General features: G+C 43.3%; 23 protein-coding genes. 9 read left to right on the top strand and 14 right to left on the bottom strand.

The features are described 5' to 3' along the window. Positions 1–4: 4 nt before the first annotated feature. The gene (locus tag S4054249_RS20575) at positions 5–1,396 is read right to left on the bottom strand and encodes a sigma-54-dependent transcriptional regulator (protein WP_046354863.1); all 1,392 of its coding nucleotides are present in this window, start codon (positions 1,394–1,396) and stop codon (positions 5–7) included. 209 nt (positions 1,397–1,605) lie between these two features. Here S4054249_RS20575 and S4054249_RS20570 point away from each other — a divergent pair, with 209 nt between their 5' ends. The 3 genes from S4054249_RS20570 to S4054249_RS20560 are packed head-to-tail and all read left to right on the top strand — an operon-like array spanning position 1,606 to position 6,015. After that, positions 1,606–2,865: an efflux RND transporter periplasmic adaptor subunit gene (locus S4054249_RS20570; RefSeq protein WP_046354864.1), complete on the top strand. Its 1,260-nt coding sequence runs from the start codon at positions 1,606–1,608 to the stop codon at positions 2,863–2,865. Positions 2,866–2,887: 22 nt separating this feature from the next. Continuing rightward, positions 2,888–3,589 carry an ABC transporter ATP-binding protein gene (locus S4054249_RS20565; protein WP_046354865.1) on the top strand — a complete coding sequence of 234 codons (702 nt, stop codon included), beginning with the start codon at positions 2,888–2,890 and terminating at the stop codon, positions 3,587–3,589. A 14-nt stretch (positions 3,590–3,603) separates the two neighbouring features. After that, positions 3,604–6,015, top strand: coding sequence for an ABC transporter permease (locus tag S4054249_RS20560; RefSeq protein WP_046354866.1), 2,412 nt, complete (start codon positions 3,604–3,606; stop codon positions 6,013–6,015). 36 nt (positions 6,016–6,051) lie between these two features. Here S4054249_RS20560 and S4054249_RS20555 read toward each other — a convergent pair whose 3' ends face one another. Then, complete coding sequence (locus tag S4054249_RS20555; protein WP_046354867.1) at positions 6,052–6,951, bottom strand: aspartyl protease family protein; 900 nt, start codon at positions 6,949–6,951, stop codon at positions 6,052–6,054. 256 nt (positions 6,952–7,207) lie between these two features. Here S4054249_RS20555 and S4054249_RS20550 point away from each other — a divergent pair, with 256 nt between their 5' ends. The 5 genes from S4054249_RS20550 (at position 7,208) to S4054249_RS27190 (ending at position 11,356) form a co-directional block, all read left to right on the top strand. Beyond that, complete coding sequence (locus S4054249_RS20550; protein WP_046354868.1) at positions 7,208–7,984, top strand: DeoR/GlpR family DNA-binding transcription regulator; 777 nt, start codon at positions 7,208–7,210, stop codon at positions 7,982–7,984. Between the two features lie 30 nt (positions 7,985–8,014). Continuing rightward, positions 8,015–9,835, top strand: a complete 1,821-nt coding sequence (glmS, locus tag S4054249_RS20545) for a glutamine--fructose-6-phosphate transaminase (isomerizing) (protein ID WP_046354869.1) — start codon at positions 8,015–8,017, stop codon at positions 9,833–9,835. A 414-nt stretch (positions 9,836–10,249) separates the two neighbouring features. Then, a complete protein-coding gene (locus S4054249_RS20535) occupies positions 10,250–10,537 on the top strand; it encodes a helix-turn-helix transcriptional regulator (protein WP_046354871.1) in 288 nt (95 codons plus the stop codon). A 4-nt stretch (positions 10,538–10,541) separates the two neighbouring features. Then, the gene (locus S4054249_RS20530) at positions 10,542–11,084 is read left to right on the top strand and encodes a hypothetical protein (RefSeq protein WP_230851894.1); all 543 of its coding nucleotides are present in this window, start codon (positions 10,542–10,544) and stop codon (positions 11,082–11,084) included. 140 nt (positions 11,085–11,224) lie between these two features. After that, positions 11,225–11,356: a hypothetical protein gene (locus tag S4054249_RS27190; RefSeq protein ID WP_256370538.1), complete on the top strand. Its 132-nt coding sequence runs from the start codon at positions 11,225–11,227 to the stop codon at positions 11,354–11,356. 445 nt (positions 11,357–11,801) lie between these two features. Here the strand turns inward: S4054249_RS27190 and S4054249_RS27025 are convergent, their stop codons facing one another. From S4054249_RS27025 to S4054249_RS20505, 5 genes are all read right to left on the bottom strand, one after another. Further along, the gene (locus S4054249_RS27025) at positions 11,802–13,442 is read right to left on the bottom strand and encodes a hypothetical protein (RefSeq protein WP_052960871.1); all 1,641 of its coding nucleotides are present in this window, start codon (positions 13,440–13,442) and stop codon (positions 11,802–11,804) included. A 551-nt stretch (positions 13,443–13,993) separates the two neighbouring features. Further along, positions 13,994–14,347 carry a hypothetical protein gene (locus S4054249_RS20520; RefSeq protein WP_046354872.1) on the bottom strand — a complete coding sequence of 118 codons (354 nt, stop codon included), beginning with the start codon at positions 14,345–14,347 and terminating at the stop codon, positions 13,994–13,996. A 113-nt stretch (positions 14,348–14,460) separates the two neighbouring features. After that, the gene (locus S4054249_RS27185; protein ID WP_256370537.1) at positions 14,461–14,589 is read right to left on the bottom strand and encodes a hypothetical protein; all 129 of its coding nucleotides are present in this window, start codon (positions 14,587–14,589) and stop codon (positions 14,461–14,463) included. 994 nt (positions 14,590–15,583) lie between these two features. Beyond that, positions 15,584–16,168, bottom strand: a complete 585-nt coding sequence (locus S4054249_RS20510) for a hypothetical protein (RefSeq protein WP_046354874.1) — start codon at positions 16,166–16,168, stop codon at positions 15,584–15,586. 607 nt (positions 16,169–16,775) lie between these two features. After that, the gene (locus S4054249_RS20505) at positions 16,776–17,024 is read right to left on the bottom strand and encodes a helix-turn-helix domain-containing protein (protein WP_046354875.1); all 249 of its coding nucleotides are present in this window, start codon (positions 17,022–17,024) and stop codon (positions 16,776–16,778) included. Between the two features lie 278 nt (positions 17,025–17,302). Between S4054249_RS20505 and S4054249_RS20500 the strand changes: the two genes are divergently transcribed. Next, a complete protein-coding gene (locus S4054249_RS20500) occupies positions 17,303–17,581 on the top strand; it encodes a helix-turn-helix domain-containing protein (protein ID WP_046354876.1) in 279 nt (92 codons plus the stop codon). An 85-nt stretch (positions 17,582–17,666) separates the two neighbouring features. On the opposite strand, the gene S4054249_RS20495 is transcribed toward S4054249_RS20500, so the two are convergent. The 7 genes from S4054249_RS20495 to S4054249_RS20470 form a co-directional block, all read right to left on the bottom strand. Next, positions 17,667–18,491 carry an energy transducer TonB gene (locus S4054249_RS20495; RefSeq protein ID WP_046354877.1) on the bottom strand — a complete coding sequence of 275 codons (825 nt, stop codon included), beginning with the start codon at positions 18,489–18,491 and terminating at the stop codon, positions 17,667–17,669. Next, positions 18,492–18,911, bottom strand: coding sequence for a biopolymer transporter ExbD (locus tag S4054249_RS20490; RefSeq protein ID WP_046354878.1), 420 nt, complete (start codon positions 18,909–18,911; stop codon positions 18,492–18,494). Between the two features lies 1 nt (position 18,912). Beyond that, on the bottom strand, positions 18,913–19,623 hold the full coding sequence (exbB, locus tag S4054249_RS20485; RefSeq protein ID WP_080928286.1) for a tonB-system energizer ExbB: 711 nt from the start codon (positions 19,621–19,623) through the stop codon (positions 18,913–18,915). Positions 19,624–19,761: 138 nt separating this feature from the next. Continuing rightward, entirely contained in the window at positions 19,762–19,956 is a 195-nt protein-coding gene (locus S4054249_RS27020) for a hypothetical protein (protein WP_155401345.1), read from the bottom strand. 286 nt (positions 19,957–20,242) lie between these two features. After that, positions 20,243–21,526, bottom strand: coding sequence for an HlyD family type I secretion periplasmic adaptor subunit (locus S4054249_RS20480; RefSeq protein WP_046354879.1), 1,284 nt, complete (start codon positions 21,524–21,526; stop codon positions 20,243–20,245). Further along, entirely contained in the window at positions 21,523–23,232 is a 1,710-nt protein-coding gene (locus S4054249_RS20475; protein WP_046354880.1) for a type I secretion system permease/ATPase, read from the bottom strand. The genes S4054249_RS20480 and S4054249_RS20475 overlap by 4 nt, the downstream gene beginning before the upstream one ends. Further along, a complete protein-coding gene (locus tag S4054249_RS20470; protein ID WP_052960872.1) occupies positions 23,232–25,124 on the bottom strand; it encodes a choice-of-anchor tandem repeat GloVer-containing protein in 1,893 nt (630 codons plus the stop codon). The genes S4054249_RS20475 and S4054249_RS20470 overlap by 1 nt, the downstream gene beginning before the upstream one ends. Between the last annotated feature and the right edge of the window lies 1 nt (position 25,125).

The raw sequence follows: 25,125 nt of genomic DNA, 5'->3' as shown, positions 1-25,125 counted from the left end.
GGCTTTATAGCCCGTACTTTTCTAAGCGACGATACATAGCACCTCGGGTGAGCCCCAGCGCTTTGGCTGCATGGCTGACATTACCTTGATGGTGTTTCAACGCAGCACGAATAGTGCGCTGCTCAATCAACTCTAAATCAAAGGTATCAGTTGTTTGTTCTTGGATAGAGGCGGTGGGGTGCTGAGCAGATGCTTGAGTAGGTGCAACCAGTACAGAGTGAATAGCCAACTCATTACCTTCTGATAAAATTACAGCTCTTTCAATGGTGTGGGCTAATTCACGTACATTACCTGGCCAATGGTATTCGCATAAAATGCGCATGGCACTGGCTGGCAATGTGAGCTCGCGGCGGTACTTTTGTTGATATATCTCTAAATAGTGTTGTACGAGCAGTGGGATATCTGTTTGTCGTTCTCTTAGTGGTGGCAGGCGGATTTCAATGGTATTAATACGATATAAAAGGTCTTGGCGGAATTGCCCTTGTGCGACTGCATCGGGTAGTGCTTCATTGGTAGCACAGATCAGGCGTATATCAGTATCAATGATTTGGTTGCTGCCGATAGGGGTGATCTGGCGGTTTTGAATGGCTGCGAGCAGTTTTACCTGCTGTGCAAGTGGCATATTACCAACTTCATCTAAAAACAAGCTGCCGCCATGCGCCAATTCAAAGCGTCCAACGCGGTCTGATTTTGCATCGGTGAACGCCCCTTTTTTATGTCCGAATAACTCACTTTCAAATAAACTTCCAGACACAGCCCCCATATCTAAGCTGATAAATGGCTTATGGGCGCGGGGGCTATGGGCATGAATCGCGTGGGCAGTCAGTTCTTTACCTGTACCACTTTCACCTGTAATGAGGATATTGGCATCCGTTTTCGCTGTTTTTTGTAGTGTATCAAAGACGTGCAACATGGCCTCACTTTGCCCTAAAAATTCACTTTGCGGTGAACTGAGCGCTTGGCTTAACCCCTGTGTTTGTCGTGATAGTTTGTTGAGTGCTTTTTTATCTTCAGCATGGGCTAAAGCGGTAGCAATGACTGTAAGTAGCTGATCGTTTTGCCAAGGTTTGGCGATAAAGTCTGTCGCGCCATTTTTTATGGCCTCCACGGCAAGTTGCACATCACTGTACGCGGTCATCAAGATGACAGCGATACTCGGGTCTTGGGTGTGGATCTTTTTGAGCCAATAGAGCCCTTCTTGACCACTGATGGCATCCCTATCAAAGTTCATATCGAGCAGAATGACGTCCACGGGGTGTGTATTGATGAGTGATTCAACATCAAACGGGTTGTCAGTGGTGACTATTTTTTTATGGTGCTTTTTCAAGAGCAGTTTTGCTGCGAGTAATACGTCGGTGTTGTCATCGACGATGAGAATGGTGCCTTGCTTTTCCATGCGCTGAGCTCATTGTTATTATTTTTGACCACGGGAGCTTAACGCATAACCTCATAAACTGTCCACATTTGGACACCCTCCTGTACTGTTATCGGACACTATTTTTAACGTTGATTTTCATTGTTTTTTAAGGTGTTGAAAATAAAGGGTTTTATTTTTGGCATCAATCTTGAACTAATAACGGTATCTAAGCCAAAGGAGCTGATACCATGGACAAAAAAATAACTAGAACAACACCTCGCCGATTTGTAAAACCTGCTTTGGCAACCGCTGTTGCACTGCTGATCGGGTTTGGTGCTTACAGCATGACTTTCTCAGCCGAGCAGGGCCAATCTCAAACGGTGAACCTTGCAGGGTTAACGGTTAGCAGTGTTGTCAGTGGTGAGTTTAAAAATGCCCTGAGTGTGCGTGGTCAAGTGGTTCCCAAAACCACCATTTTTTTGGACACGGTATCGGGTGGCCGTGTTGAAGCGAGGCTGATTGAACAGGGCACATTCGTAGAAAAAGGTCAGCCGTTGGTACAGCTGTCAAACACCAATTTGCAATTGGATGTTATGAGTCGCGAAGCCCAGGTGACTGAGCAATTAAATTTCTTGCGTAACACGCAAATGGCCATGACAACGAATGCACTGAACTTAGAACGTGATTTGTTAGACATTGAGTTAAAAATTAGTCACTTAGAGCGAAAGTTAATACAGTCAGAAGCGCTGTTGAAAAAAGGACTCGTGAGTCAGGAAGAGGTGGATGAAATACGTGAAAATTTGCAGTACAACCGCGACATACATAGCCTGACAATTGAGCGTCAAAAGCAAGAAAATAGTATTCGTAAAGTGCAATTGGCTCAGCTAGAAGACAGTGCTGAGATGTTGCAAAGTAATCTGGAGTTTGCACGTAAAAATCTTGAAAGTTTGCAAGTGACAGCGCCAGTATCTGGGTACTTGAGTGAGCTAGATGTGCAAGTTGGAGAATCGAAACAAGCAGGCACTCGCCTTGGTCAAATTGATATCCCTGATGAATATAAGTTGTCCGTGAGTTTGGATGAGTTTTATTTAAATCAAGTATCTTTAGGCATGATGATGGAGATCACACATGGAGGGCAAACGCTGCGCGCAGCAGTGACAAAAATAGACAGCCGAGTAACCAATGCGCAATTTCAAATTGAAGCTGAATTACCGGCAGGCACACAAGGCATTAAACGCGGTCAGGGTCTAGATGCACAATTGATGTTTAGTAATGAACAAACGCAGGCAACATTATTACCGCGCGGTGCTTTTTTTAGTACCAGTGGGGGGCATTGGGTATTCGTAGTTGGCAATGACGGTAAGCAAGCGCAACGCAAAACGGTTCGGCTGGGCAAGAAAAACCAGCATTATTACGAAGTATTGTCAGGGCTTGCACCTGGTGATCGCGTGATCACTTCTCACTATGGCAATTTTGATAACGCCCATGTTTTAAAGCTAAGTAACTAATAAAAATATAAAGGACAGTACAATGATAAAGCTCTCTCAATTACACCGTGTATTTAGAACTCATGATGTGGAAACAACAGCGCTGGATAATATTAATATAACGGTAAACAACGGTGAATTCGTTGCGATTATGGGCCCTTCAGGGTGTGGAAAATCGACTTTGCTTTCTATTTTGGGGCTATTGGATGGTCCCTCTAGTGGCAGTTATGTATTCGATGGAACAGAAGTGGCTGGCTTTACTGAACAGCAAATGGCGACGCTGAGAAAAGCGGCGATTGGCTTTGTTTTTCAGAGTTTTAACCTCATAGATGAACTGACCGTATTCGAAAACGTGGCGCTGCCTTTACAATATCAAAACGTCTCAAAATCTGAGCGAAAGCAACGGGTTGAAGCAATTTTAAAACGCGTGGGTATCGATCATCGAGCTGACCACTTGCCTCAGCAGTTGTCTGGTGGTCAACAGCAGCGTGTAGCTGTGGCCCGAGCATTGGTGATTAATCCCAAACTGATTTTAGCCGATGAACCGACAGGGAACTTGGACTCGAAAAATTCACAAGAAGTCATGACGATGTTACGTGAGCTAAACCGGGAAGGCACAACCGTGATCATGGTGACGCATTCTGAGTCTGAAGGTGAGTATGCCGACAGAGTGATCCGCTTGCTCGATGGTCGAGTTTTGGTTGATAAGGCCAGTCAAGTGACTCAATCAAGTCATGTTGCTTAAGCGAAGGAGGTTTTATGTTTTCAAGTTATATCACTACTGCGCTGCGTGCTTTTGCCAAACATAAACAGCATTTTGCATTGAATGTAATTGGTCTAAGTATCGGTTTAGCTGCTGCGATTATCGTCGCTTTATTTGCGGCATATGAAATGTCTTTTGATCATCAACACCCAAATGCAGAACGGGTTTACCGTGTCCACACTGACTACCGTAGCTGGGGCTTACAGCTCATTGGTAATGCAAGATCACAGCACCCAATACAAATGATGCAGCAGAGCCAAGTAGAAGATGTATTAGTGCTTGCTGATGCTGAGAGCCTTGAATATAACGGTGGCTCTTTGCCGCTGACTGTCAAGTTGGCTGATAGGCAAGTGCAATTGCCTGACTTTTATGCTGCAAGTAGCAATTTACAGGATTTTGTTTCGCTGAATGTCCTGTCAGGCTCGATACAGACGGCGGTTACAGCGCCAAACCATCTGGCAATAAGCCAAAGTACAGCGGTCCGCTTATTTGGTCATGACAATGTGGTGGGAGAGCGCTTGATCCATGATGCTGGCACTTATACCGTTGCAGGGGTGTTTGCTGACTTGCCTGATAATACCCATTTTTACTTCCATACGTTGACCGCAATTCCCGCCAATGCACAAAATAATGTCAGTGGCTATGTGTATATGCGAATGGTGCCAAATGCCAATGTCGATGATATTCAAGATGACTTAAATCAATTGTTTACAGAGCATTCTACTGGTCGTGATAAGACGCTTTCTCTGCATTTGATCCCCTTGCTAGATGTTCATTTTAATAGCCGAGGTCCTTTTGAAATGAAGCAAGGGGGCTCACAGCAAGTAATGATGGTGAGTGTTGCTTTAGCTTTGATATTACTGCTGGTGGCAAGTACCAATTTTATCAATTTAAATATCGCTGCGGCAGCTAAGCGCGCAAAAGAAGTGGGTGTACGAAAAGCACTAGGCGCCAGTCGTTTTCAGCTTATCCAGCAATTTTTAACCGAAGCGCTGCTGGTTGTTGGCTTTGCTGGGCTAATTGCGATGGCGCTTGTCGAGTTGTCATTGCCTGCGGTAAACCAGCTCTTAGACAGGTCCCTGAGCTTGAGCTTTTCAATGTGGTTTTTAGGCGCCGTTGTTGGGGTTGTTATATTAGTTGGCGTGTTATCAGGCCTTTATCCTGCGCTGTTTATTTCTTCATTTAGTGCAAAACGCGTATTAAGTGGTGATTTACAACGAGGCCAAACCGCAATTTGGGTGCGTAAATTAACTCTATATTTCCAAAGTGTGCTCTCAATTGCACTGATCATTTCTGCTGTTGTGATTTATAAGCAAATGGCTTTGGTTAATACGTTAGATGTCGGGTATGCAAAAACAGACAGGTTATTGGTCCAGGACTTACCCGCAGAGTTGATATATAAAGCAGATAATAATCGCCTATTTGCAAGTATACGCACGCTACCGGGCGTATCATCAGTGACAGTGAGTAATACTAACCTCACTGTAGATATGAATGCGGGCTTACATCTTACTTGGCCAAATGGAGAGCAACTACACGGTACACAACCAACAGTTTCAACCGGTTATCATGCAGCAGAAACATTGGGATTAACGCTGATTGCTGGGCGTGATTTTTCGCCACAATTTGGTACAGACTGGTTTCGTCGTGACGAACAAGATATTCACCGTTATTCGGTATTAGTATCTGAAAGTTATATGAAAATGGCGGGGTATCATGATCCTGAAGAGGTGATTGGTAAGCAGGCTACATCGCACAATGGTCGCACACAAGTGACCATTGTGGGAGTTGTTGCTGATGTTAAAATCGGCTCTGCTAAGCAGCAAGCATTGCCAATTTCTTTTCGTGCTGGTGTCATTAGCCGCCCATTTGCTGACATTGTTGTGAAGTTGGATGGGACGATGCCTGTAGAAGAGGTGTCTGAGCAAATCAGAAGTTTAGTTGTAAACCAATTGAAATTACATGAAGTATCAATTACTCGCATTGAAGATGAATACGAGCGAGCACATATGAGTGAGCGGCGTATACAGCAGTTGGTGCTATTTTTCAGTGCCTTGGCTGTAGCATTGACCTGCTTAGGGGTATTAGGCTTGGCGTCATTCTCGGTATTGCGCAGACAAAAGGAAGTGGCTGTACGTAAAGTATTGGGGGCATCGCGCACGAGTATTGTAAATTTATTGGCAAAGGAATACGTGGTGCTGATTGCCGCCGCGGTATTACTGGCTTTTCCACTGAGTTACTGGGTCTTGGATGGGTGGTTAAATCACTTTAATGAACGTATTTCTCAGGCGCTTTGGGTGTATTTATTCAGTGCGGGTTTTGTGGCGCTAAGTACTTGGTTGACTGTTGCTCTGTTGGCTTTTAGGGCTGCGACAATACGACCGTCTTTGATTTTACGTTACGAATAACCTAATAAAGCCAGCGCCGAGCGCTGGCTCTGAGGTTTAAAGTTTCTTCTCTGGCACACCCACATGTAGGTTGCCGTTTTTTAAATCCATGGTCATGACAAAATGTTTGAACACGTCATAACCTACGATGCCGCTTACTCTCACACCTCTAATCTTACTTTTAGTATGGCGGTATTGGCTAGAGACATTGACCTTACTGCCTTCTGCAGGAAACGCCACATGCACGTTAGAGAGTGTAAATGGGCCAAATTTGACTTCTTGAGCTTTTACATTTTCCATTTTCTCTGTGGTATTGGCTCCTGCAAAATAGCTTTTTGGATTTTGTTTCTTTAACCAGCCAAAGCTTTTTGCAATGCGGCGTTCGATTAGCATTCCACCTGTAAAACCGGTATCGAGTAGCACCCACATCGATTTATTTTCTAATGTAACTTTCACGATAGGTTGTTTAGATCCTTTTTGCAGTTTGAAATCGATATTTTCATACTCTTTAATATTGAGGTGGTCATGCGTAAGTAGGCGCATGCGCTTATTTGGATAATCTATTTGTGTATTAAAGAGCTTAAAAAAACCTTGGCCAAACAACACGGCATTGTTAGGCATACTGACATCCAGTGAAGGTAGCCTTTCTAGGTGTGTGTCTATACCAAAAAATGAGACCGGTACTTTTTGATAGATTTTGTTGCGCTTTGTTTCAAATGCCCCTTCTATTTCAATATTACCGGTGTGGTTATATTTAAGGTTATGCTTGGCGACAAAATTTTCGTTAATGGCGTTAGTGTTTGCGCCTGTGTCTAAAACGGCGTAGCTGTCTATGTTGGAAACTTTGACTGGAATTGTGATCAGCCCATTTTGATAGGTGAAATCTAACCAAGGAGATACCGCAGCGTAGGAAAGGGGGCTAAATAGCAGCCCAGCAACTAGTGTCATAAATTTCATAAAATCAGGCTTAATTGTGTTATATGTTCTTTGTTTCTATTTTAGGCAATTTAAACGTGTGTCGCAATGTGGTTTTGTAGGTTTTGTGTAAGATTACCATGCTAATTTAAATCCTTTTTAATATTTTGTTATGATTATGGAGTAGGAAATGTGGACGCAAGCTGTAAATTATTTAGCCAAATTTACACTTGAACAATCTTCAATGTTTCGACTAGAATACACATAAATTTCGAATCGAAACTTATGTGAAAGATAAATGACAAAACGTAACACTCAACAGCGCCGCCACACCATAGTTAGTCGAGTAAATAGCGAAGGTGAGGTTAGCGTAGAGGCGCTGGCTGCTGAGTTCGAAACATCAGAAGTTACGATTCGAAAGGATTTAACCGCTCTTGAAAAAAGCGGCCTATTGTTGCGCCGTTATGGCGGTGCAGTTGCGCTGCCAAAAGAGATTGTTGCAACGGGGATAGATAAGCAAGACCCGCTGCGCAAAGTCGCCATAGCCAGCGCCGCCGCGGCTTTGATCCGTGACCATAATCGCATCATTATCGACAGTGGCAGAACAACCGCTGCCATGATCCCAGAGCTTGCGACCAAGCGGGGGTTGGTGGTGATGACCAATGCCATCAATATTGCTAACCGCTTATTGTCACTTGAGAATGAACCTACCTTATTGATGACCGGAGGGACATGGGATCCGCATTCTGAGTCCTTTCAAGGCCAAGTTGCTGAACAAGTGCTACGCTCTTATGACTTTGATCAACTGTTTATTGGTGCCGATGGCATTGATGTGGCGAGGGGAACCACCACTTTCAATGAGTTGATAGGGTTGAGTAAGGTGATGGCAGAGGCCGCAAGAGAAGTCATAGTACTGGTTGAGTCTGAAAAAATTGGTCGCAAAATTCCAAATTTAGAGCTGCCATGGCAGCAAGTCACCACCTTGATCACCGACAACAACTTGGCACCTGAGATGCGCCAAGCGATCGAGGCACATGGCGTAAACGTGATCTGTGCAGAGATCACACAAGAGTAAACACACAAACGTGCAACGAATGGAGAGATTATGTGTGGCATCGTAGGAGCTGTGGCAGAGCGCCCAGTTAACCGAATTTTAATTGAAGGTTTAAAACGTCTTGAATACCGTGGCTATGATTCAGCCGGTGTCGCACTGAGCAGTGCAGGCACACTAAACACGGTTAAAGCAGTAGGTAAAGTGGCTAATTTAGCCAGTGCACTTGAACGTGCAGAAGTTAAAGGTACAACGGGTATTGCGCACACGCGCTGGGCTACACATGGTGGTGTAACCGAAGCGAATGCTCACCCACATTTATCTAATGAGCAAATTGCCCTCGTGCATAATGGCATCATTGAGAACCATGAAGCATTGCGTCACGCATTAAAAGAAGATGGCTACACGTTCTTATCGGATACAGATACAGAAGTGATGGTGCACCTTATCCATCAACTTCGTCAGCAGCATGGTAGCTTGCTTGAGTCAGTACAAGCAGCGACTAAGCAGCTTGAAGGGGCGTACGGTACGGTTGTTTTTGATAAAGAGAATGACAATGAAGTCATCGTGGCCCGCTCAGGCAGCCCGTTGGTGATTGGTCTCGGCTTGGGTGAAAACTTCATTGCCTCTGATCAGCTTGCATTATTGCCTGTGACACGCAGTTTTATCTTCCTAGAAGAAGGTGATGTTGCACGTATTACCCGCGATACAGTTGAGATTTTTGATGTGAATGGCAATCCGGTTGAACGTGAAATCGTCGAGTCGAACATCACGCAAGATGCCTCAGGCAAAGGCGAATACCGCCATTACATGCTAAAAGAAATTTACGAGCAACCACTGGCTGTACGCAACACGTTGGAAGGGCGTCTTGAAAACGATCGTGTGACCGTGGATGCGTTTGGTGACAGTGCAAACCAAATCTTTAAAGATGTGAAGCATGTGCAGATCATTGCCTGTGGTACGTCTTATCACTCAGGTATGGTTGCGCGTTACTGGCTTGAGCAATTGGCAGGGGTAAGTTGTAATGTCGAAATTGCCTCAGAATTCCGTTATCGTGAGTCGTTTGTACACGAAAATAGCTTATTAGTAACGATCTCTCAATCTGGTGAAACAGCGGATACGTTAGCGGCATTACGCTTAGCAAAAGAGCAAGGTTACATGGCATCTATGACCATTTGTAACGTACCTGGCTCTTCACTGGTACGTGAGTCTGATTTGGCGTTTATGACCAAAGCGGGCGCTGAGATAGGCGTTGCTTCAACCAAAGCCTTTACAACGCAACTTGTTGGCTTATTAATGCTAACAGCCTCTATCGCGCAAGAAAAAGGTCGCGATCAGAGCGTGATTGTTAATGCCATTAAGACCTTGCCTAACAAGTTAGAAGAAGCGCTAAGCATGGCTGAAGGCATTGAAGCATTGGCAGAAGAGTTTGCAGACAAGCACCATTCATTATTCCTTGGCCGTGGTTCACAATACCCAATTGCAATGGAAGGCGCACTTAAGCTGAAAGAGATCTCTTATATTCATGCAGAAGCTTATGCAGCTGGTGAGTTAAAACATGGTCCACTGGCGCTGATTGACGCAGATATGCCAATCATTGTTGTGGCACCAAACAATGAGCTACTCGAAAAGCTGAAGTCTAATGTCGAAGAAGTACGTGCGCGCGGCGGCATCATCTATGTATTCGCTGATAAAGACTCTGCATTTGCATCAGATGATACGATGCGTGTCATGAACGTAAACCACGTTGAAGACATCATTGCGCCAGTTGTCTATACAATCCCGTTACAGCTGTTGTCGTACTATGTGGCAGTGATTAAAGGCACCGATGTTGACCAACCGCGTAACCTAGCAAAATCGGTCACGGTTGAGTAATCGGGTTAAAAGAGTTTGATAAAGGTGTGGCTTAGGAATAAAGATATACCTACTCTAAAAACATAATCAAGCCTAATCTTGAGAGCTTATTCTTTCATTGAGTAAGCTCTTTTTTAATAGTGCACATAATGTTGCAGTTACCATCAGCAGCATTGATATTTTCATAAAGAGTTCCATCCATTTTGGCCTACATTTGTTCGCCAGAATCACACCTTTTAGCCAGTGGTAGTTTTGCTTTTTTTTGCATCCCTCACTTGACTCAAACTTACTGTTGGGCTTTACCATAATACATTTTTATTATTTTATGAACGTATTTATAAATTGCTAATTTAAAAGGTTTTTTGTTAAGGTTATGTTGATTTTTAAAATGGGTACTGATAACTTTATGCCATGTATTAAGGAGGAGAAAATAATGTGGTATCTAGTTCACGAAGGATAAAAACTGAAAACTTTAGAGCCTATGTCCAGCGTTCAATGCGGCGTTTAAGGAAAGAAAAAAAATGGACTCAGGAGCAGCTTGGAAAGAAGCTTGGTGTCGACCAAGCGACCATCTCAAATTATGAGTCGGGTAAAACGGATATGACATATATTCATCTCTTTGAGCTATTTTTAATTTTTGGAAAGGACTTTTCGAGCGTATTTCAAATGTCAAATCCATCCAGTGTTGAATCTCAAACAGATATAAAGCAAGAAAAGGAGTAAGGTGATGATGAAAGAAATATATGCAATTGTAGACTTCATGCCCTTAGTGGTCATTGCTTTTACTTTAATTTTGACTTGGAAGATCCCTACTGCTAGATGGTTTTTATTGTGTTACGCAATGATAGATGTAGTGAACATTTTACTACACCCTATCACGATGCAATGGAAGACACATTATTATGTGGTTGATCTTTTTCTGTATCTTGTCTTTATTTTACCTATCGTTTATCGTAGACAACTAGCCTTATTTTTATACGAAAAGACTAATTTGGAATATTTTTCACTCGTATATAAAAGGCAAGTTCTTTCGATGCAAGAGTGCGCTATTGGCTTAGTAATTGCCTTGGGGTGCGTTGTAAATTTGGTGACTTGGGTGGAAGTTTTAGCCTACAAGTACTATTGGATTGACGTTCCTTATTTCAAACTCTATGCACGTAATAATTTGATGATGCTGATCCATATTGTTTTGTGTGGAATGATGTTTAGCTACGCGATAAATGCAGAAAAACGGGAAAAGGAGGGTTTAAAATATGATGCAGTTGAATGAAAGTGAACTGAAAAAAATATATGGTGGCGGCGGTGTTGATGCGCCAGATCTTCCTGAGAGAGAGTAGTATATTGTTTTGTGTGGAATGATATTAAGCTACACAAAAAATGCAGTAAAGCGGGAAAAGGAGGGTATAAAATATGATTCAGTTGAGCACAAAAGATTTTAGAAATGTACGTGGTGGCACTGGAATTATTAACGGGCCTGGCGTTCCAGAAAGAGATCAATCTCAACAAGTTTCTTTTGAAGTGCCATCTCTGCCGAAATTATAAATTAAAAAGAAGCGCTAATTGCGCTTCTTTTTATGTATAAATTTATAAAATTCTAAGCTAACTCTAAGGTATTAAGTTTCAGTTTTTTCTCGATAAAGACTTGAATAAATCATATATTCAGCAACGTACTAAGCGACTAGATAAAGTCGACGGGCACAAACGAGGTCTGATTTACGTAAAGCAGCTTATTAACTCTACTCATTTGAAACGCAGTGAAAAATAGAAATATTCGAGTTCGAGAAACGCTTTTGGTTTGAAAAGTAGATCCCTTGGCAGATAGTCACTGAACAAGAGATCTTATAAGTGGTAAAACTCGAATGCTAAATGAACTCACCTCCAGCAAGGCGAGTGAGCAATAACGTGTCACCCGCTATTAAAGTTTCATTGCAACTTGGGCTTTTGGTAATTTTCTAATTGAAAATATTCCCAGCAAGAACGAAGTACATTACCTATCATAAATAACCACTCTGGTCTTAACGTGCGGGTGTGACATAAATGACAACTTATACTTATCGGCGCCTATAAATGCAGGACCATAGACTCCATTATTACAATTAGGGTGGACATAGTTAAATGCCCAAGCCCAACCCCATGGATCAAAAATATGGTATCTGTGTCCAGCACTTAACCCTAAATTAAAGTAATATTCTCCACCGCCTTCTTGTCGTGTGAAGCCTGCAACCCCAGTATTGTTGTTATTTGAAAGCGCGCCCTCTAGATAAACATGTTCATCTATTGTTCTCACTTCATCGGTACCACTAATTTCATGCTGCAACAATAATCGGATGGTACATCCATCACCATCAGCACAATGATTTCTAATATCTTTTGTTACACAGGCATAAGTGGTTGTGTCATTGTTGTAGACATCAAAGACCATAGGCTGGGTTTGTTGAATAATACCCGCAGATAGGGCGGCTATTTTGCTGTCAACGTAGGCTTTATTGGCGGCATCATTATTTTGTGTCGGAGGCGCTATCCCTGTGATTTTTTGATTATTGGCGTGATTACTGCTCGCTAATATCTCTGCCAAGCTTTGGCTAACGACGACGATGTCTCCTTTTTCACCTTGAGGGCCTTGTGGACCAGTCGCTCCCTGCGGGCCTTGCGCGCCCTTGTCACCTTTGTCGCCCTTTAGCCCTGGAATACCTTGGGGGCCTCTCTCTCCTTGAACACCCGCAATGCCTTGTAACCCTTGTGCACCGACATCTCCTTGTAGGCCTTTCTCACCCTGAGGCCCTCTAAATTCGCTCCATTGTTGACCGTTGCAAACCATGGCAGAGTCTAAGTTTTCATCATAGTAAATACTGCCACGGCTGATCTGTGAGCAAATAAAAGGTTCCGCCAGTTTTGGTGTTAACAAAATTGCCCCATCAATGGTTACATTGCCAGTAAACGTATTTTGTTCAGAAGAAAGCGGTGGTACCGAGTTTATATCGAGGGGGTCAAAGCCAGTTTTAATTTCGTATAGATTGGCAAAACCATCATCATCACTATCAAAATCCGCATCGTTTAAATGACCAGTCGGGTCTTGACTAAATGGGTTGTTTGGATCGGAATTTAATAGTGTTATTTCGTCGTTATCGACAATGCCATCATTATCAGAATCTGCAAGCGGCTCTTGCAATACAGCTTGTACGGCATCCGCAATAATAAATCCGTTGGCATGCTGATTTGAAAGTATTACGACAGAGGGCCTATCAAAAATACCAAGCGATACCCACTCGCCATTTCGATGTTGCTGGTTAACCTGTATCACGTGGCGACCATTGGTATCTGTGACCTCATAACTGGCGTTACTGGCTCGATTAGGGTGCGTTGTCCATCTGGCAAATACCTCATAAGTCGCGTTAGTGCTAATGCCTAAATGCCATTGAACTTCGCTAACGGTGTCAACATTTCCATCATGCTGATAATCGTTACCTTGATATCCTGCTACTGACGTACTCTTAACCCAGTCACCGGAAAGCACTGAAAAGTGTGTAGATTCATTGTCTATGACAATGGTTTCAGCCTTCGCTGATAGCGTAGTTAAAGAGAGCAAGCTTATATAAATACAAGATGTGAGTGTGGCAGTATGCTTCATAAATCCTCCATGCATATTTTAAAACAACCAAATAATTAAAAAGTAATTCGGTCAGTTAATTTAGATCCTTTGGTCGGCTTTGATAGTCTTTCAAACCATCGATAATTCTTTGTGACCGAAAACACCGCTTCTTACGTTAGTGGGTGGCGCTTCAGTCGTGCTATAGGCACATTTAATGTAGTTCACTATCTCAACAGCGTCGCTATCATGACTATTACCAATTCGACGTATATGCGTTATTCGTTGCTTTTGAGTGGCTACTTTAATGTCAGTGTCGAGTTGGAGCACATTGCTGCTTGGCATATTGGCGTGACTGTCTATCGCTGATCTGTCTAATTAGGTAAAGAGTTATGCTATTTGTACCAAGCCGCTATGGCATATTCGATATACGGGAGAATAACCCCTAGAGACATAAGGAGGCAGTAGGCGTTTATAGGTAAATTGTGTGGTGCAGGTATGTCACTTTAGGTCGCAAGAGGAGGCTGAGTTAGTTACCGCAGTTTTGGCGCTCATCTTCTGTGCTCGGATAACTTAAGGTGTATATCTTTGATTTATTTAGTTTGATTGACATTTGAATAGGCAATGTCTGAAATGACTTCGGGGGTGACATCTTCTAATTCTCCCAGTTTATCGAGAATGTCTCGAACCTCTCGCGACGAAGCGTTTAATGCGTGTATGGTCTCTTCTCCAAGGTCCTCTTTGAGCTTTTCAGAGTGATTAATGATTAAAAAGTTGCTCTGTAGGTTTTTGACGAGGTGATTCACACCCGCTATGGTCTCACGATAAATTTGGATTTTCTCCAGCTCTTTTTCCAAAGCAACTTGCTTGGTTAGCTCGCTAAAGTACTTGATGGTGAGTAATGCACAGGCCAAAATTGCGACTAATGCAATACCACGATTAAACATGACCTTCCAGAGCTCTCCGCCGCTTGGTGAAATATAAAAGGCGAAGATGGTTAAACAAGAACCAAGTACGGCTAACGTAAGGGTAAATCTAGTATTTTTTGCCCATAAAGAGATTAAGTTGGAATGATATGCGGGACGCCCCCCGCAACGCCTAGTGGGATTTGTGCATCAATCGCAAACACCACGGCCATGGCCAAAAAAGAAATAACAATAACTAAATTTTTATGATTGCTCTTTTGCATGATCTAGTCAGTCTATCCCTATAAAACATGCCATCATTTGGGCAACTAATGAGGCAGTGTCTGCCTACATTGAATGAAGAGATAAATTAAGATTAGCCCAATTATTACAAACCTGCCGATTTTCAATTTAATCACTTGTCTATACAACATAAAAAAGTGCTGTGTGGATGAGATTTTATTATTTTATTTAATTAATCAGTTGCTTATGGCTTTTGGTTTATGGCGAATTTGATATCTTTGGTAAGTAAGCCTGAGTTTGATGAAGGGTAAGTAGATGATTTTTCAAGCCAGTTGGCGAAGGCGATTTGCCCCATTTGGCTTTTACCAAGGGCGATCTACAGGGCGCTTTTGCAATTTAGGTTTTTGGTGCTCTGTGTTTGTATCATTATCGATACAGTATGGCCTAGGCTCAGCACATTTATGGCCACCAAGCGCTTAGACACTGCGTGTGTCAGTAGCATAAAAAGTAAGGTGTTACCCAACACGTAAGGGCCGCTTACTGGTGGCTTTGAATCAATGGAGTGCGCCATGCTCAAAGGATTTCCAAGCGCCTTTTCTGAGTGTGGTTTCCCTACAACTCATTGTCCATTGAGTATGATTGACATAACGAGTTGCTGAGCAAAGTAAAAAGGTGATGTTTTTGATGGAAACAGCACAGGTTTTGGCGAGTTAGTTTATGACGTGGTGAATGGCCAGAGGCAGCAGTGCGATGTAGGGAGCACTAGCGTTTGAAGGTCCTTGTTAACTATCTGAAATTAAATATAAATTGTTCTATGTGCGACTGGGGTTGGGGTGATGCGTTTTCGCCGCAGAGGGGTTGTTCTTGAGGTATTGAAAAGTGGGTAACAAGTCTAAATACAGACAATTAAAGTAGTACATGGACTTAAATAGTAAGTGCCAGAGGGTCTGGCACTTATTTTTTTAAGCTATTTTGCTAGTTGATCACAACAATGCATGTAAATATTCATTTTTACAGAGAAAAATAAGTGAGGTTTTAAGTCAATTGCTTATTTTTTAACTGTATGATCACCATGGTAAGCAGTAAGCCACAGGTCACAGCAATGAGTGCATATCCAAACGTTGGATAGATGTCATAAAAAAATGTTAGAGATAGCCAGCCAAGGCCATTTCTCAAAGCATTTTCAATCAGGGCCAAGATATTCATAAAACTTGCTGCAATGAATACCCAGTGAAAAAGGCCATCAAAGTCGGTGAGTATTATCTTGCTTGAACTTGAAAAAAGCCGTGATATTTGCACTCGAAAGATAAACAGTATAATGGCAAATAGGTTGATTAATAGCTGTATACCAAACACTACGGTACCAACAACCAAATAATTATCATTATTTTTCCCTAAGTTTACAAGCCCATATGAGAATATAAGATGCTCACTTATAGCAATTAAAAATAATATAATTGATATGTGATAAATGTTAGGTTCGTTTTTATATATGCCAAAAGTAAAGCAGAATGCTAATGTTGAAATATACAAGTGTATGACTTTACTTGGGTTGTCAATTTGAATATAAAAAGCCGTGAGGGCAATTACTGTCGCAAATATAAGATGTGCTAATTTCATAGTTTTAATTGCTTACTCTAAATTTTAAAGTTGAATGTATCGGTTAAAATTTGTAATTGACAAAAGCCTAATATGGTCCAATGTACGAGTCAGTTTCTTTTCCACGTTGTTGGCAGTGATACTTAGCCTTTAGTCGAAGGTGAAACGCAATTACTTGGGAAAGTAATTTTTTTTACCGAATGAGGTCGGTTTGGTCTATATACAGAGCCCCCAACAACTTTATTGAAACACGCTGGGTTAAGTAATATCATAATTATTCCTTTCTTTAATGTCTTTGTGAACGGCCAGATGCTTTGAGTTAATGCCTATTTTTATCGACTGTTATTGTTGTATATTTTAATAATTTTTGTTTTTCAGGGTAGGTTGGCTTCCATATAGAGCCCCCTACTACTTTATCGAGTGACACAGGGTGAAGTGGTGTCATAATTATTCCTTTCTTTAATGTATTTGTGAACGGCCTATTGTATTCAGTGAAGCGCGTATTTAGAGGTCGTAATTATCCATCATATTTATTTTTTTATAACTTTTATTACATGAGGATGGTTTGGTTTCCACATTGAGCCGCCAATGACTTTTTTGAGAGATGCTGAATTGAGTGGTGTCATAATTATTCCTTATCTTTAATATCGTTCTTATCGGCCAATTTGTTCGATACATTGTTAATTTGTATCATCAGTGGGTTAATGTCAATTTTACAATAAGCGAGCCATTTGAAAAAATGACTAATCCGTGGCTCACCGACCCCAAGCTCATAATTACTCACGGTTTCTCTGGTGATATTGAGCTTATCGGCCATTTGCTTTTGCGTGAAGCCTGCTTTTTTGCGCATAGCTTTGAGGTCGTCACCGCTTATCACATTTGATTTCCTTTTGGATAAATATCAAAGGTTTTGTCTAATAAAACTATATTGGTCGTTACCTATGTCGTAGAACCGCTCTAGTTAGAATAGCTATATCAAGCCTTGAATTTTGACAAAAATGCTGGAGGTAAGAAAATTTCTCATAAATAGTCCTTTTTATAAAATTCGAAGATTTTTCCACATTAAGCACCTTATATTATTAACAATGCATTTTCATAAGTAAATAAGAAAACAGTTGTGAACGCAGCTTTTTAGTGATGTTTTCGAGGGAAACGATGAAAAATAATGTCATAAGACGAAAAATTAAAGTAAATAACTTAATGTCTGAGGTTCAGCATAATTTACGCGGACTTAGAAAAAGGAATAATCTGACTCAAACTCAGCTTGGTGCAAAGTTGAGTGTAGATCAAGCGACTATTAGCAATTTTGAAACTGGCAGGACTGTAATGACAGTAGCCCAACTTTATGAGATATATTTGATTTTTGGTGATGACTTTGATTGTCCGTTTATAAAGTATACTGGAAAAGAAAATAATATAGCGTCTATTTACTAGTGTTTTAAATGGGGGTTAATATTGCGCTATGGCCTGTTTAAGGTATGAGTTGCGTATTTTATTATGTCGGCGTGTTTCTCACTTGTTAAAGTAAATAAAATCTGACGGGCACCATAACTTTATTGTTTAACATATTCTCGGGTGGTAAGGGCAGAGGTTGTGCGCGTTTAACGACGCTTTTTGCTTCCTTGTTGAGCAGTGGATAGCGAGATGCCTGTACCACTTCTATGTATTGCGCCTGTCCTTTGTCATCAATGACAAAGCTCACCATGACTGTGGCTTCTTGGCGTCTTTTACGTGCCATTGTAGGATAGCGCTTTTTCTTTGCAAGGTGAGCAATCAGCTGAGCTTGCCAGTTTTGTGCAGCGACCAAGGCCAGCTGGGTGTCTTGGCCTTGCTGCTGGGCTTGATTTTGCTGTGCAGGGGCATCGGCTTGTATTTCTTTTGCGGCACTGGCGATACTCTCTTGCTGTTCAGGTTGATCAGTCACGTGTTTTGGTATGTCAGGCTGCTGAATCGGCTGGGGCTTTTGAGGCGCTAACTCGGCCGTTTTTTTAGGCGCACGTTGTTTTTGTGTTTCTGGCTTTGGTGCCGGATCTACCGCTTTTGGCTCTGGTTTTTTAGCTATGTCGAGCCGCCCATCATGTGCCAATCCAATATTAGTCGCCGTGGTATTTTGGGGCTCCAGCGGTGTAGGTATGCTGGCTGATTGCGCTTGCGAGCTGTGCAGCTCTTGAGACTGACTGGCGGCTTTGGCCAAAGGTGCCAACTTAACGACAAAAGGGGCTGTGGATACGTTGGGCTGAGCTGGCGTGTGTGGTTGCCAGCCCCACATCACAATGCCCAAAATAGCAAGGTGTAGCCCAAGCGCCCAAATAAATCCGAACAACCAATCACGCCGAGTGAGCACCTAATTTAAGTCCTCTTCACCGACCAAAGAGACATTAAGGTAGCCAATGTCTCGGAGTGTGTTTAACGTGGCCATTAAATTGCCATAATCGACTTGTTCATCCGCACGAATAAATACGATTTTATCTGGGTTATGTTGGCTTGCAGCATTCAGTGCAGCTGCCAACTCTGAGTGCGATACGGCTTGGTCGCCTAAAAAGAGTTGTAAATCTTTATCTAGGGACAAAATCAATTGATTTTGATCTAAGGTATGCGCTTGTGCTTTGGCACCTGGCAGTTCGAGCGGCACTGACACCGTAGATAAGGGCGCTGCAACCATGAAGATGATCAGTAACACTAACATCACATCGATAAACGGTGTCATGTTGATCTCATTATTGAGTGCAAACTCGTCTTGGTCACCGTCATTCATCATCGCCATATCAACGCAGCTCCAGTTGGCGGCCTGCTAAGACTAACAGTTGGTTTGAAAATGCATTAAGTTGCTTGCGATATAGTGCGATATTACGAGTAAAATGGTTGTACATGAGTACCGCAGGGATTGCGGCCACTAAGCCTAACGCGGTGGCCAGCAGCGCTTCTGCGATGCCCGGTGCAACAACGGCCAAATTGGTGCTATTGGTTGCGGCAATGCCGATAAAGCTATTCATAATGCCCCAAACGGTGCCGAACAAGCCGATAAATGGTGCGGTTGAACCAATGGACGCCAAAGAACCAGTGCCTTGAGTTAAACCATCCGTGAACTCGTCGACACGGGTTTTCATGCGCTGTAGAGCTCGCTCCTTAACCCCTTCAGCTGTGGCATTATTTTTTGCGCCCCAGTCCATTTCGATTAAAACTTCTTCGACTAGTTGCGCTTCCAATGCATGTGACTTGTTTAGTTGAGTGAGATCGTCCTGCTGACGGCTTTGTGCTAACAAATGTGCGAGTCTTTCGCGTGCTGCTTTAATCTGTTTTTGCTTAGTGATGAACACGGCCCAGCATGCGATAGATGCGGCGACCAACATTAACATCACACTTTTTACGACCCAGTCTGCTTGCATAAACATCGCATAGGCAGTCAGAGAGCCTGTTCCAGCGGCTGATGCATTAAAAGCCAGTGACAGTGCTAAAAAGGCGAAAGCTTTTTTCATTTGTTATTCAACCCTGATTTATCTTAAAACGAACCCCTATATTTAAAGAACGGATGAGATTAAAAAAACCATAATGATTTTTTAAAATTTTTTATACGGTGCGCTTGGCGTACGTGTGCCGCCTACTTTTTTGTTCTACTAATGTCCATGCACCGGTGCCAGTCCCCACATACTTGGTGCGGTGTCATCTCGATATCCAGCAAGAGATATTCCGATGAGTTGATCTCGTTCAGCGTTATACATGGGTGGGGGAAAAGGCCTCCCAGCACTTGGCCAACCGACGGGGCCGGTATAGTGTAAAGAGGTTAAGTTATTAACGCTTATTCCTTCCACTGCGGTGGTGGCAAGGCTTGGAAATGTAACCGCACAAAATAAACGACAGAGTTTTTTCTTGGAGACCTATGATTGTGAAGACGTTTGGTCAATTAGGCTGGGATAAAAAGTTCGCTGTTGATACACCATACATATAATGCACATGCATCGAATGCATGGCATCGTCAGTATATTGAAACGTGCAGAGTGCGTGTCAAAATAGGCCCGCCTATGATACAAAATTGCATCGGGGAAACGGCGGGCACTATGACCAAGTTCGATAAGTGTATCAAAATAGGTACAAACATTAAATATCTGCCATGGCATTTGGAATGCGATCGGTGAGTGGTTTGAGTAGGTAACTGAGCATGGGGCGCTCACCGTTTTTCACAAACGCTTGCACCGGCATGCCTGGTTGCAGCACTAATTTTTCTGTTAGTGCATCTTGGTTTACGCGAATGGCAACTTGATAATAAGGCTGCCCAGTGCGCTCATCGTTGATGGTATCTTGCGCTAAGCGTTCAACCTGTCCTTTCACCTTCGGCGTGGTGCTGGTGTTAAATGCACTGAACAACAGGTCCACATCTTGTCCTAACGCAACACTGTCGATGAGATTGCTGGGGATCCGTGCATTGACAATCAATCTTTGTCCTTTGGGGACAATTTCCATTAAAAGCTGCGATTGCGATACTACATCACCGAAGGCGTCTAAGCCGATGACTTGCCCTGCGACAGGCGCTCGAATTTCACTGTTGTCTAAGCTAAATTGTGCAGCCGTCATTCTTTGTTTAAAGTCGCTGATGCTAGATTGATTTTTCGCTCTTTGCTGACTGACTTCTTGACGGTAGCCTTTGAGCGTTTGTTGGTGCTGCGTATCTAGTTCTAATAGACGAGCTTGTTGAGACAATAGTTCTGAGTGCGCATTTGCTAAGTCTGCACGGATCTCTGCGGCTTGCGCTTTGAGTTGGTACAGTTGTTCTTGCGACTGAAATCCTTTTTTCACCAGTGCTTGGGTATCATTGACCCAATTTTCATAAACGTCAGCGCGTTGTTTGTGGCTCGCAACAACGTGCTCAAGGCCCTCAATACGTGATTGGGTCGTGTGTTTAGTGTCTTGCATCAGTTGCAACTGTGTGTGCAGTGCAGCGCGGCGTTGCTCAAATAACTGTTGATTTAATGCCATGGCTTGCTTTGCTTGGGGTAAGTGCACATTGGTGAGCACGTCTGAGTAAAGAAGCTGTTTTGCATCCTGCAACTCAGCATCCAAGCGCTCTTTTTCTGCCAGCGCCATATAGTATTGTGTGGTTGCTGCAGCGAGCTGGCTTTTTGCCACCTTGCTGTCTAACACAAGTAACGGCTCGTCTTGATCGACCCACTGACCATTTTGTACCAGTAGTGCTGAGATCACGCCGTGTTGTGGTGCTTGTATTTGTTTTTTATGCCCAGATACCGCGACCTGTCCATCTACAACAACGCCTTTGTCTAGCGGTGCGAAAGCGCCCCAAACTAAAAATATACCAAGGCTGAGCGCGATCACCGTCCAGCCGAGACGAATGTGTTTGCTGCCGGCAATGTTTTGTTTTGTACTCATGCTGCAACTCCTCTGTGGCTTTGCTTAGCTTGCTGCATGGCCGCAAGTACGTTTTCTTTGGGCCCGAAGGCTTGCATATTGCCTTTATTCAGCAACAAGATTTTGTCACTTAAGCCTAAAATATTGGCTCGATGTGTAATGAAAATAACACTACAACCGGACTGTTTGAGTGTTTTGATGGTGGTTGCGAGCGCCGCTTCTCCGGCATCATCTAAATTGGAATTTGCTTCATCTAAAATCACCAATTTAGGGCTGCCATACAGTGCTCTGGCTAAGCCAATGCGCTGCTTTTCGCCACCAGAGAGTCCCATGCCGCCTTCACCAAGTACGGTGCTATACCCTTTTGGTAATTTCAATATCATGTCATGCACGCCAGCCAAACGGGCGGCTTTGATGATGGCTTCATCATCAATTTTGCCAAATCGCGCGATGTTTTCACTGATGGTGCCAGCAAATAAGCCCACATCTTGCGGTAGGTACCCCAAGTGTGGGCCTAGGCTCTGCTTATTCCATTGAAAAATATCGGCACCGTCTAGGCGTACTTTGCCTGCGCGTGGTGCCCAAATACCTGTGATAAGGCGTGCAATTGACGATTTCCCTGCACCAGAAGGGCCGATGATCGCTAATACCTCACCGGCATTTAGCTCAAAATTGATATTATTAAGCACGGGAGTTTGTGACATGGGCGGGATCAAAGTCGCATTTTCGACGGTGAGTTTTCCATTTGGTGATGGCAAATCCAGTCCTACTTCAAGCGCTGGGTATTGGTGCAATAACGCATCAAGTCGTTGACGAGATAACTTGACGCTTTGCCATTGTTTAAATGCGCCAACAAGTTGCTCAACAGGTGATAGCATGCGTCCGGCCATAATTGAACCTGCGATCATCATGCCTGCGGTGATCTGGCCATCAACAGCCAACCAAGCACCCGCACCTAAAATGACAGACTGCAACGCAAGGCGGAGAATTTTACTGATGGCGGTTAATACCGAGCTTAAATTACTCGCCTCACTTTGGTGACTGATACTGGCTTGATGTTGTGCTTGCCAGCGAGATTGTAAGTTGTGTTGCATGCCCATAGCATGCGCCACCTCAGCATTATTGATGATCCCGCTTGCTAAGCGTGTGGCATTGGCGGTGGCGCTGGAAGAGGCTTGCAGCGGCTTTTTAGCCCAGACCTCATTAAGTAGTGCCAAGATAAACAGAATAACGGTACCGACTAACGCGATGGTGCCTAGTATCGGGTGGAAGAAGAACAGCAACAGCAGAAAGAGGGGGGCCCAAGGGGCATCAAAAAAGGCAAAGACTGCGGTGCCCGTCATGAACTGACGGACTTGATTTAAGTCGTTAATTAGCTGACTTGGGTTGGCGTTTCCAGCTTTGAGTTGATGTTGATAAACAGCATCAAATACACGGGCATGCAAATCATTGTCAAAGCTTTCGCTAATACCGATCAATACGCGGCTACGTATCCACTCTAAAGCACCCATCAGCATGAAAAATCCAGCGACGATGAGGGATATCATTAATAAAGTGTCTAAGTTTGAAGAGCTTAAAACACGGTCATAAACTTGAAGCATATAGATTGCGGGGATCAACATCAATAAGTTAATCACAGCGCTAAATCCGGCGACGTGTATTAAGCTACGCTTTTGTTTGTTTAATGCCTGTTTCAAGGCTTCATTTGGGACTGTAAAAGGCTTCATTATTTGGCCTCTTTACGACGCGATCTTGTCATGCCCAAGGCGCTTAATAATGCCAGTATGCTCCAGTGCAACGTACCGCCATTGCCATAGTTGAGCGTTTCACTTTGTGTTACTTTTGGCTCTGCATTGACATATAAAGTGGCCAGTGAGCCCAATCGAGCGCCAACATCGGCATCGTTGCAGTTGATAGAAAAAGTGTACACGCCAGTTTCTGGCGATATTTTAATGCTGCCTTGGGTCGCAATGGCTTCGTTAGGTACCCAATCGCCACTGGCTACTCCACCTGTCGCAACACAGTCTTCTATGTTATTACCTGCCCAAGTGACCTCTGCTTCTTCACCAAGTTTGATGGTGCCTGGGGTAATGCTCAGTGTCACCGAGCCGGTTGGTTTCATGCCACTGAGGTCGACTTCGAATACAGTGCCAAAAATATCGTTTTCCCATTCCCAACCCGCTTCATCAATAAAGCTGCGGCCACCGTGTAAGGTGGTACCATACATACGGCCATTTTCTGCTAAGTTCAGACCTGTGGGCACTTTGCCATCGACATCTTCGCCGATGCCGCCTTTAAAAGAGTGCACATGTTCAAAGCCACTTTGTACCACATCGCCATTTTCAATCTTAATCTTGTTTAATTGAACACGGTATAAGGTCCCATCTCCTGACATATTTTGCGCTTGAGATGGGTATGTATCGCCTTTACGCACTTTAATTAATTCACTTTTATGCGTGCCTCCACTCATGGTGGTGCCATACAGGAAGCCTGTATCTGTGATCACCATTGGCCCTCTTGGCTGGCTGCCATCTTGGCCGTTAAATGTATGCAGTAGGGTAAACTCTGAACCGTCTTTTTTTAGTCTAAATAGTGAACCATGTGGGTTACTGCCATCGTAATGAGGGAATTCTGTATGGATGAGCTGAGCGGCATCCTGCATGTTTGAGTAATGCATATATTTCCCCCCGCATAAGCCATTGGCATAGACGATAGGTTGTCCGGTAAATGTACTTATACCCTGTGTTTTACAGGTGCCAACTGAGGTTGAGCCATATAAGTAACCAGCTTGATCTTCCGCTAAATAAGTTGCGATTCGGTTCTCTGCATGGCCACCTGTATCCCAAGGTACTTCGCCTTGGTTGAGTGTGAATTCGTGAATTAAATTGATATCAAGGAGAGAGTTGTCTCCGAGCTCTGCTGCGTAAATCGCTCCTACAACAAAATTGTCATCGCTCGATTTGGTATTGAAAAATGGAAAGCCTCTGGGGTAACCCAAATAGCCGTAAAGTGTATTACCACTGAGGAGCATACCACCTGCGGCAGTAAAATCACCGTGAGGATTTTGCGTGAATTGGTGTAATTCTGTGAGTGTATTATCGCTTTCAAGACGCATGAGTCTTGAGTATGTTTTGTGGTCTGTATCGATAAACAGGAGGCGTGCTTGGTCATCAAAAATAGGGTGGACATTTGGGTATTGATTGAGCGTGCTATCAGCATTATCGAACACGATGGTTTTATTGCTGCCATCCGAGTGTACGTAAAATATATTACCCAAGTCATCAATGCTATACAGTCTATCTAGTGTTGGGTGCTGCACAAAACCCACGAACCCCTTGATGTCTTTTGCTAATGCAAAATAATGTCCTTGTACTGGTGCTAATCCCCACATACTGGGCGCTACAATGTCACTGTCATAACGTCCCACGGTCGAAAGACCGATTAGTTGATCCCGCGTCGCATTGTAAACAGGGGGAGCGTAAGGTTTACCTGCACTTGGCCAACCCTCTGGGCCGGTGTAGTGAAGAGATGTGAGGTAATTCACGCTGACACCGTCGACAGCCGTGGTGGCAAGGCTAGAGAATGATAGGGATAACAAGCAGATACAAAGTTTTTTCATA

The sequence above is a fragment of the Pseudoalteromonas luteoviolacea genome (genome assembly GCF_001750165.1).
GTDB lineage: Bacteria > Pseudomonadota > Gammaproteobacteria > Enterobacterales > Alteromonadaceae > Pseudoalteromonas > Pseudoalteromonas luteoviolacea_G.
The sequence above is the reverse complement of the archived record's forward strand: the minus strand, read 5'-3'. Positions and strand labels throughout refer to the sequence as shown.

Coding starts and splice junctions, on each gene's coding strand:
- S4054249_RS20555 (WP_046354867.1), bottom strand. CDS start 6,951: ATGAAATTTATGACACTAGTTGCTGGGCTGCTATTTAGCCCCCTTTCC.
- S4054249_RS27190 (WP_256370538.1), top strand. CDS start 11,225: ATGATTCAGTTGAGCACAAAAGATTTTAGAAATGTACGTGGTGGCACT.
- S4054249_RS20560 (WP_046354866.1), top strand. CDS start 3,604: ATGTTTTCAAGTTATATCACTACTGCGCTGCGTGCTTTTGCCAAACAT.
- S4054249_RS20470 (WP_052960872.1), bottom strand. CDS start 25,124: ATGAAAAAACTTTGTATCTGCTTGTTATCCCTATCATTCTCTAGCCTT.
- S4054249_RS27185 (WP_256370537.1), bottom strand. CDS start 14,589: ATGCAAAAGAGCAATCATAAAAATTTAGTTATTGTTATTTCTTTTTTG.
- S4054249_RS20510 (WP_046354874.1), bottom strand. CDS start 16,168: ATGAAATTAGCACATCTTATATTTGCGACAGTAATTGCCCTCACGGCT.
- exbB (WP_080928286.1), bottom strand. CDS start 19,623: ATGAAAAAAGCTTTCGCCTTTTTAGCACTGTCACTGGCTTTTAATGCA.
- S4054249_RS20490 (WP_046354878.1), bottom strand. CDS start 18,911: ATGGCGATGATGAATGACGGTGACCAAGACGAGTTTGCACTCAATAAT.
- S4054249_RS20565 (WP_046354865.1), top strand. CDS start 2,888: ATGATAAAGCTCTCTCAATTACACCGTGTATTTAGAACTCATGATGTG.
- S4054249_RS20500 (WP_046354876.1), top strand. CDS start 17,303: ATGAAAAATAATGTCATAAGACGAAAAATTAAAGTAAATAACTTAATG.
- glmS (WP_046354869.1), top strand. CDS start 8,015: ATGTGTGGCATCGTAGGAGCTGTGGCAGAGCGCCCAGTTAACCGAATT.
- S4054249_RS20475 (WP_046354880.1), bottom strand. CDS start 23,232: ATGAAGCCTTTTACAGTCCCAAATGAAGCCTTGAAACAGGCATTAAAC.
- S4054249_RS20530 (WP_230851894.1), top strand. CDS start 10,542: ATGATGAAAGAAATATATGCAATTGTAGACTTCATGCCCTTAGTGGTC.
- S4054249_RS20480 (WP_046354879.1), bottom strand. CDS start 21,526: ATGAGTACAAAACAAAACATTGCCGGCAGCAAACACATTCGTCTCGGC.
- S4054249_RS20575 (WP_046354863.1), bottom strand. CDS start 1,396: ATGGAAAAGCAAGGCACCATTCTCATCGTCGATGACAACACCGACGTA.
- S4054249_RS20520 (WP_046354872.1), bottom strand. CDS start 14,347: ATGTTTAATCGTGGTATTGCATTAGTCGCAATTTTGGCCTGTGCATTA.
- S4054249_RS20570 (WP_046354864.1), top strand. CDS start 1,606: ATGGACAAAAAAATAACTAGAACAACACCTCGCCGATTTGTAAAACCT.
- S4054249_RS20550 (WP_046354868.1), top strand. CDS start 7,208: ATGACAAAACGTAACACTCAACAGCGCCGCCACACCATAGTTAGTCGA.
- S4054249_RS27025 (WP_052960871.1), bottom strand. CDS start 13,442: ATGAAGCATACTGCCACACTCACATCTTGTATTTATATAAGCTTGCTC.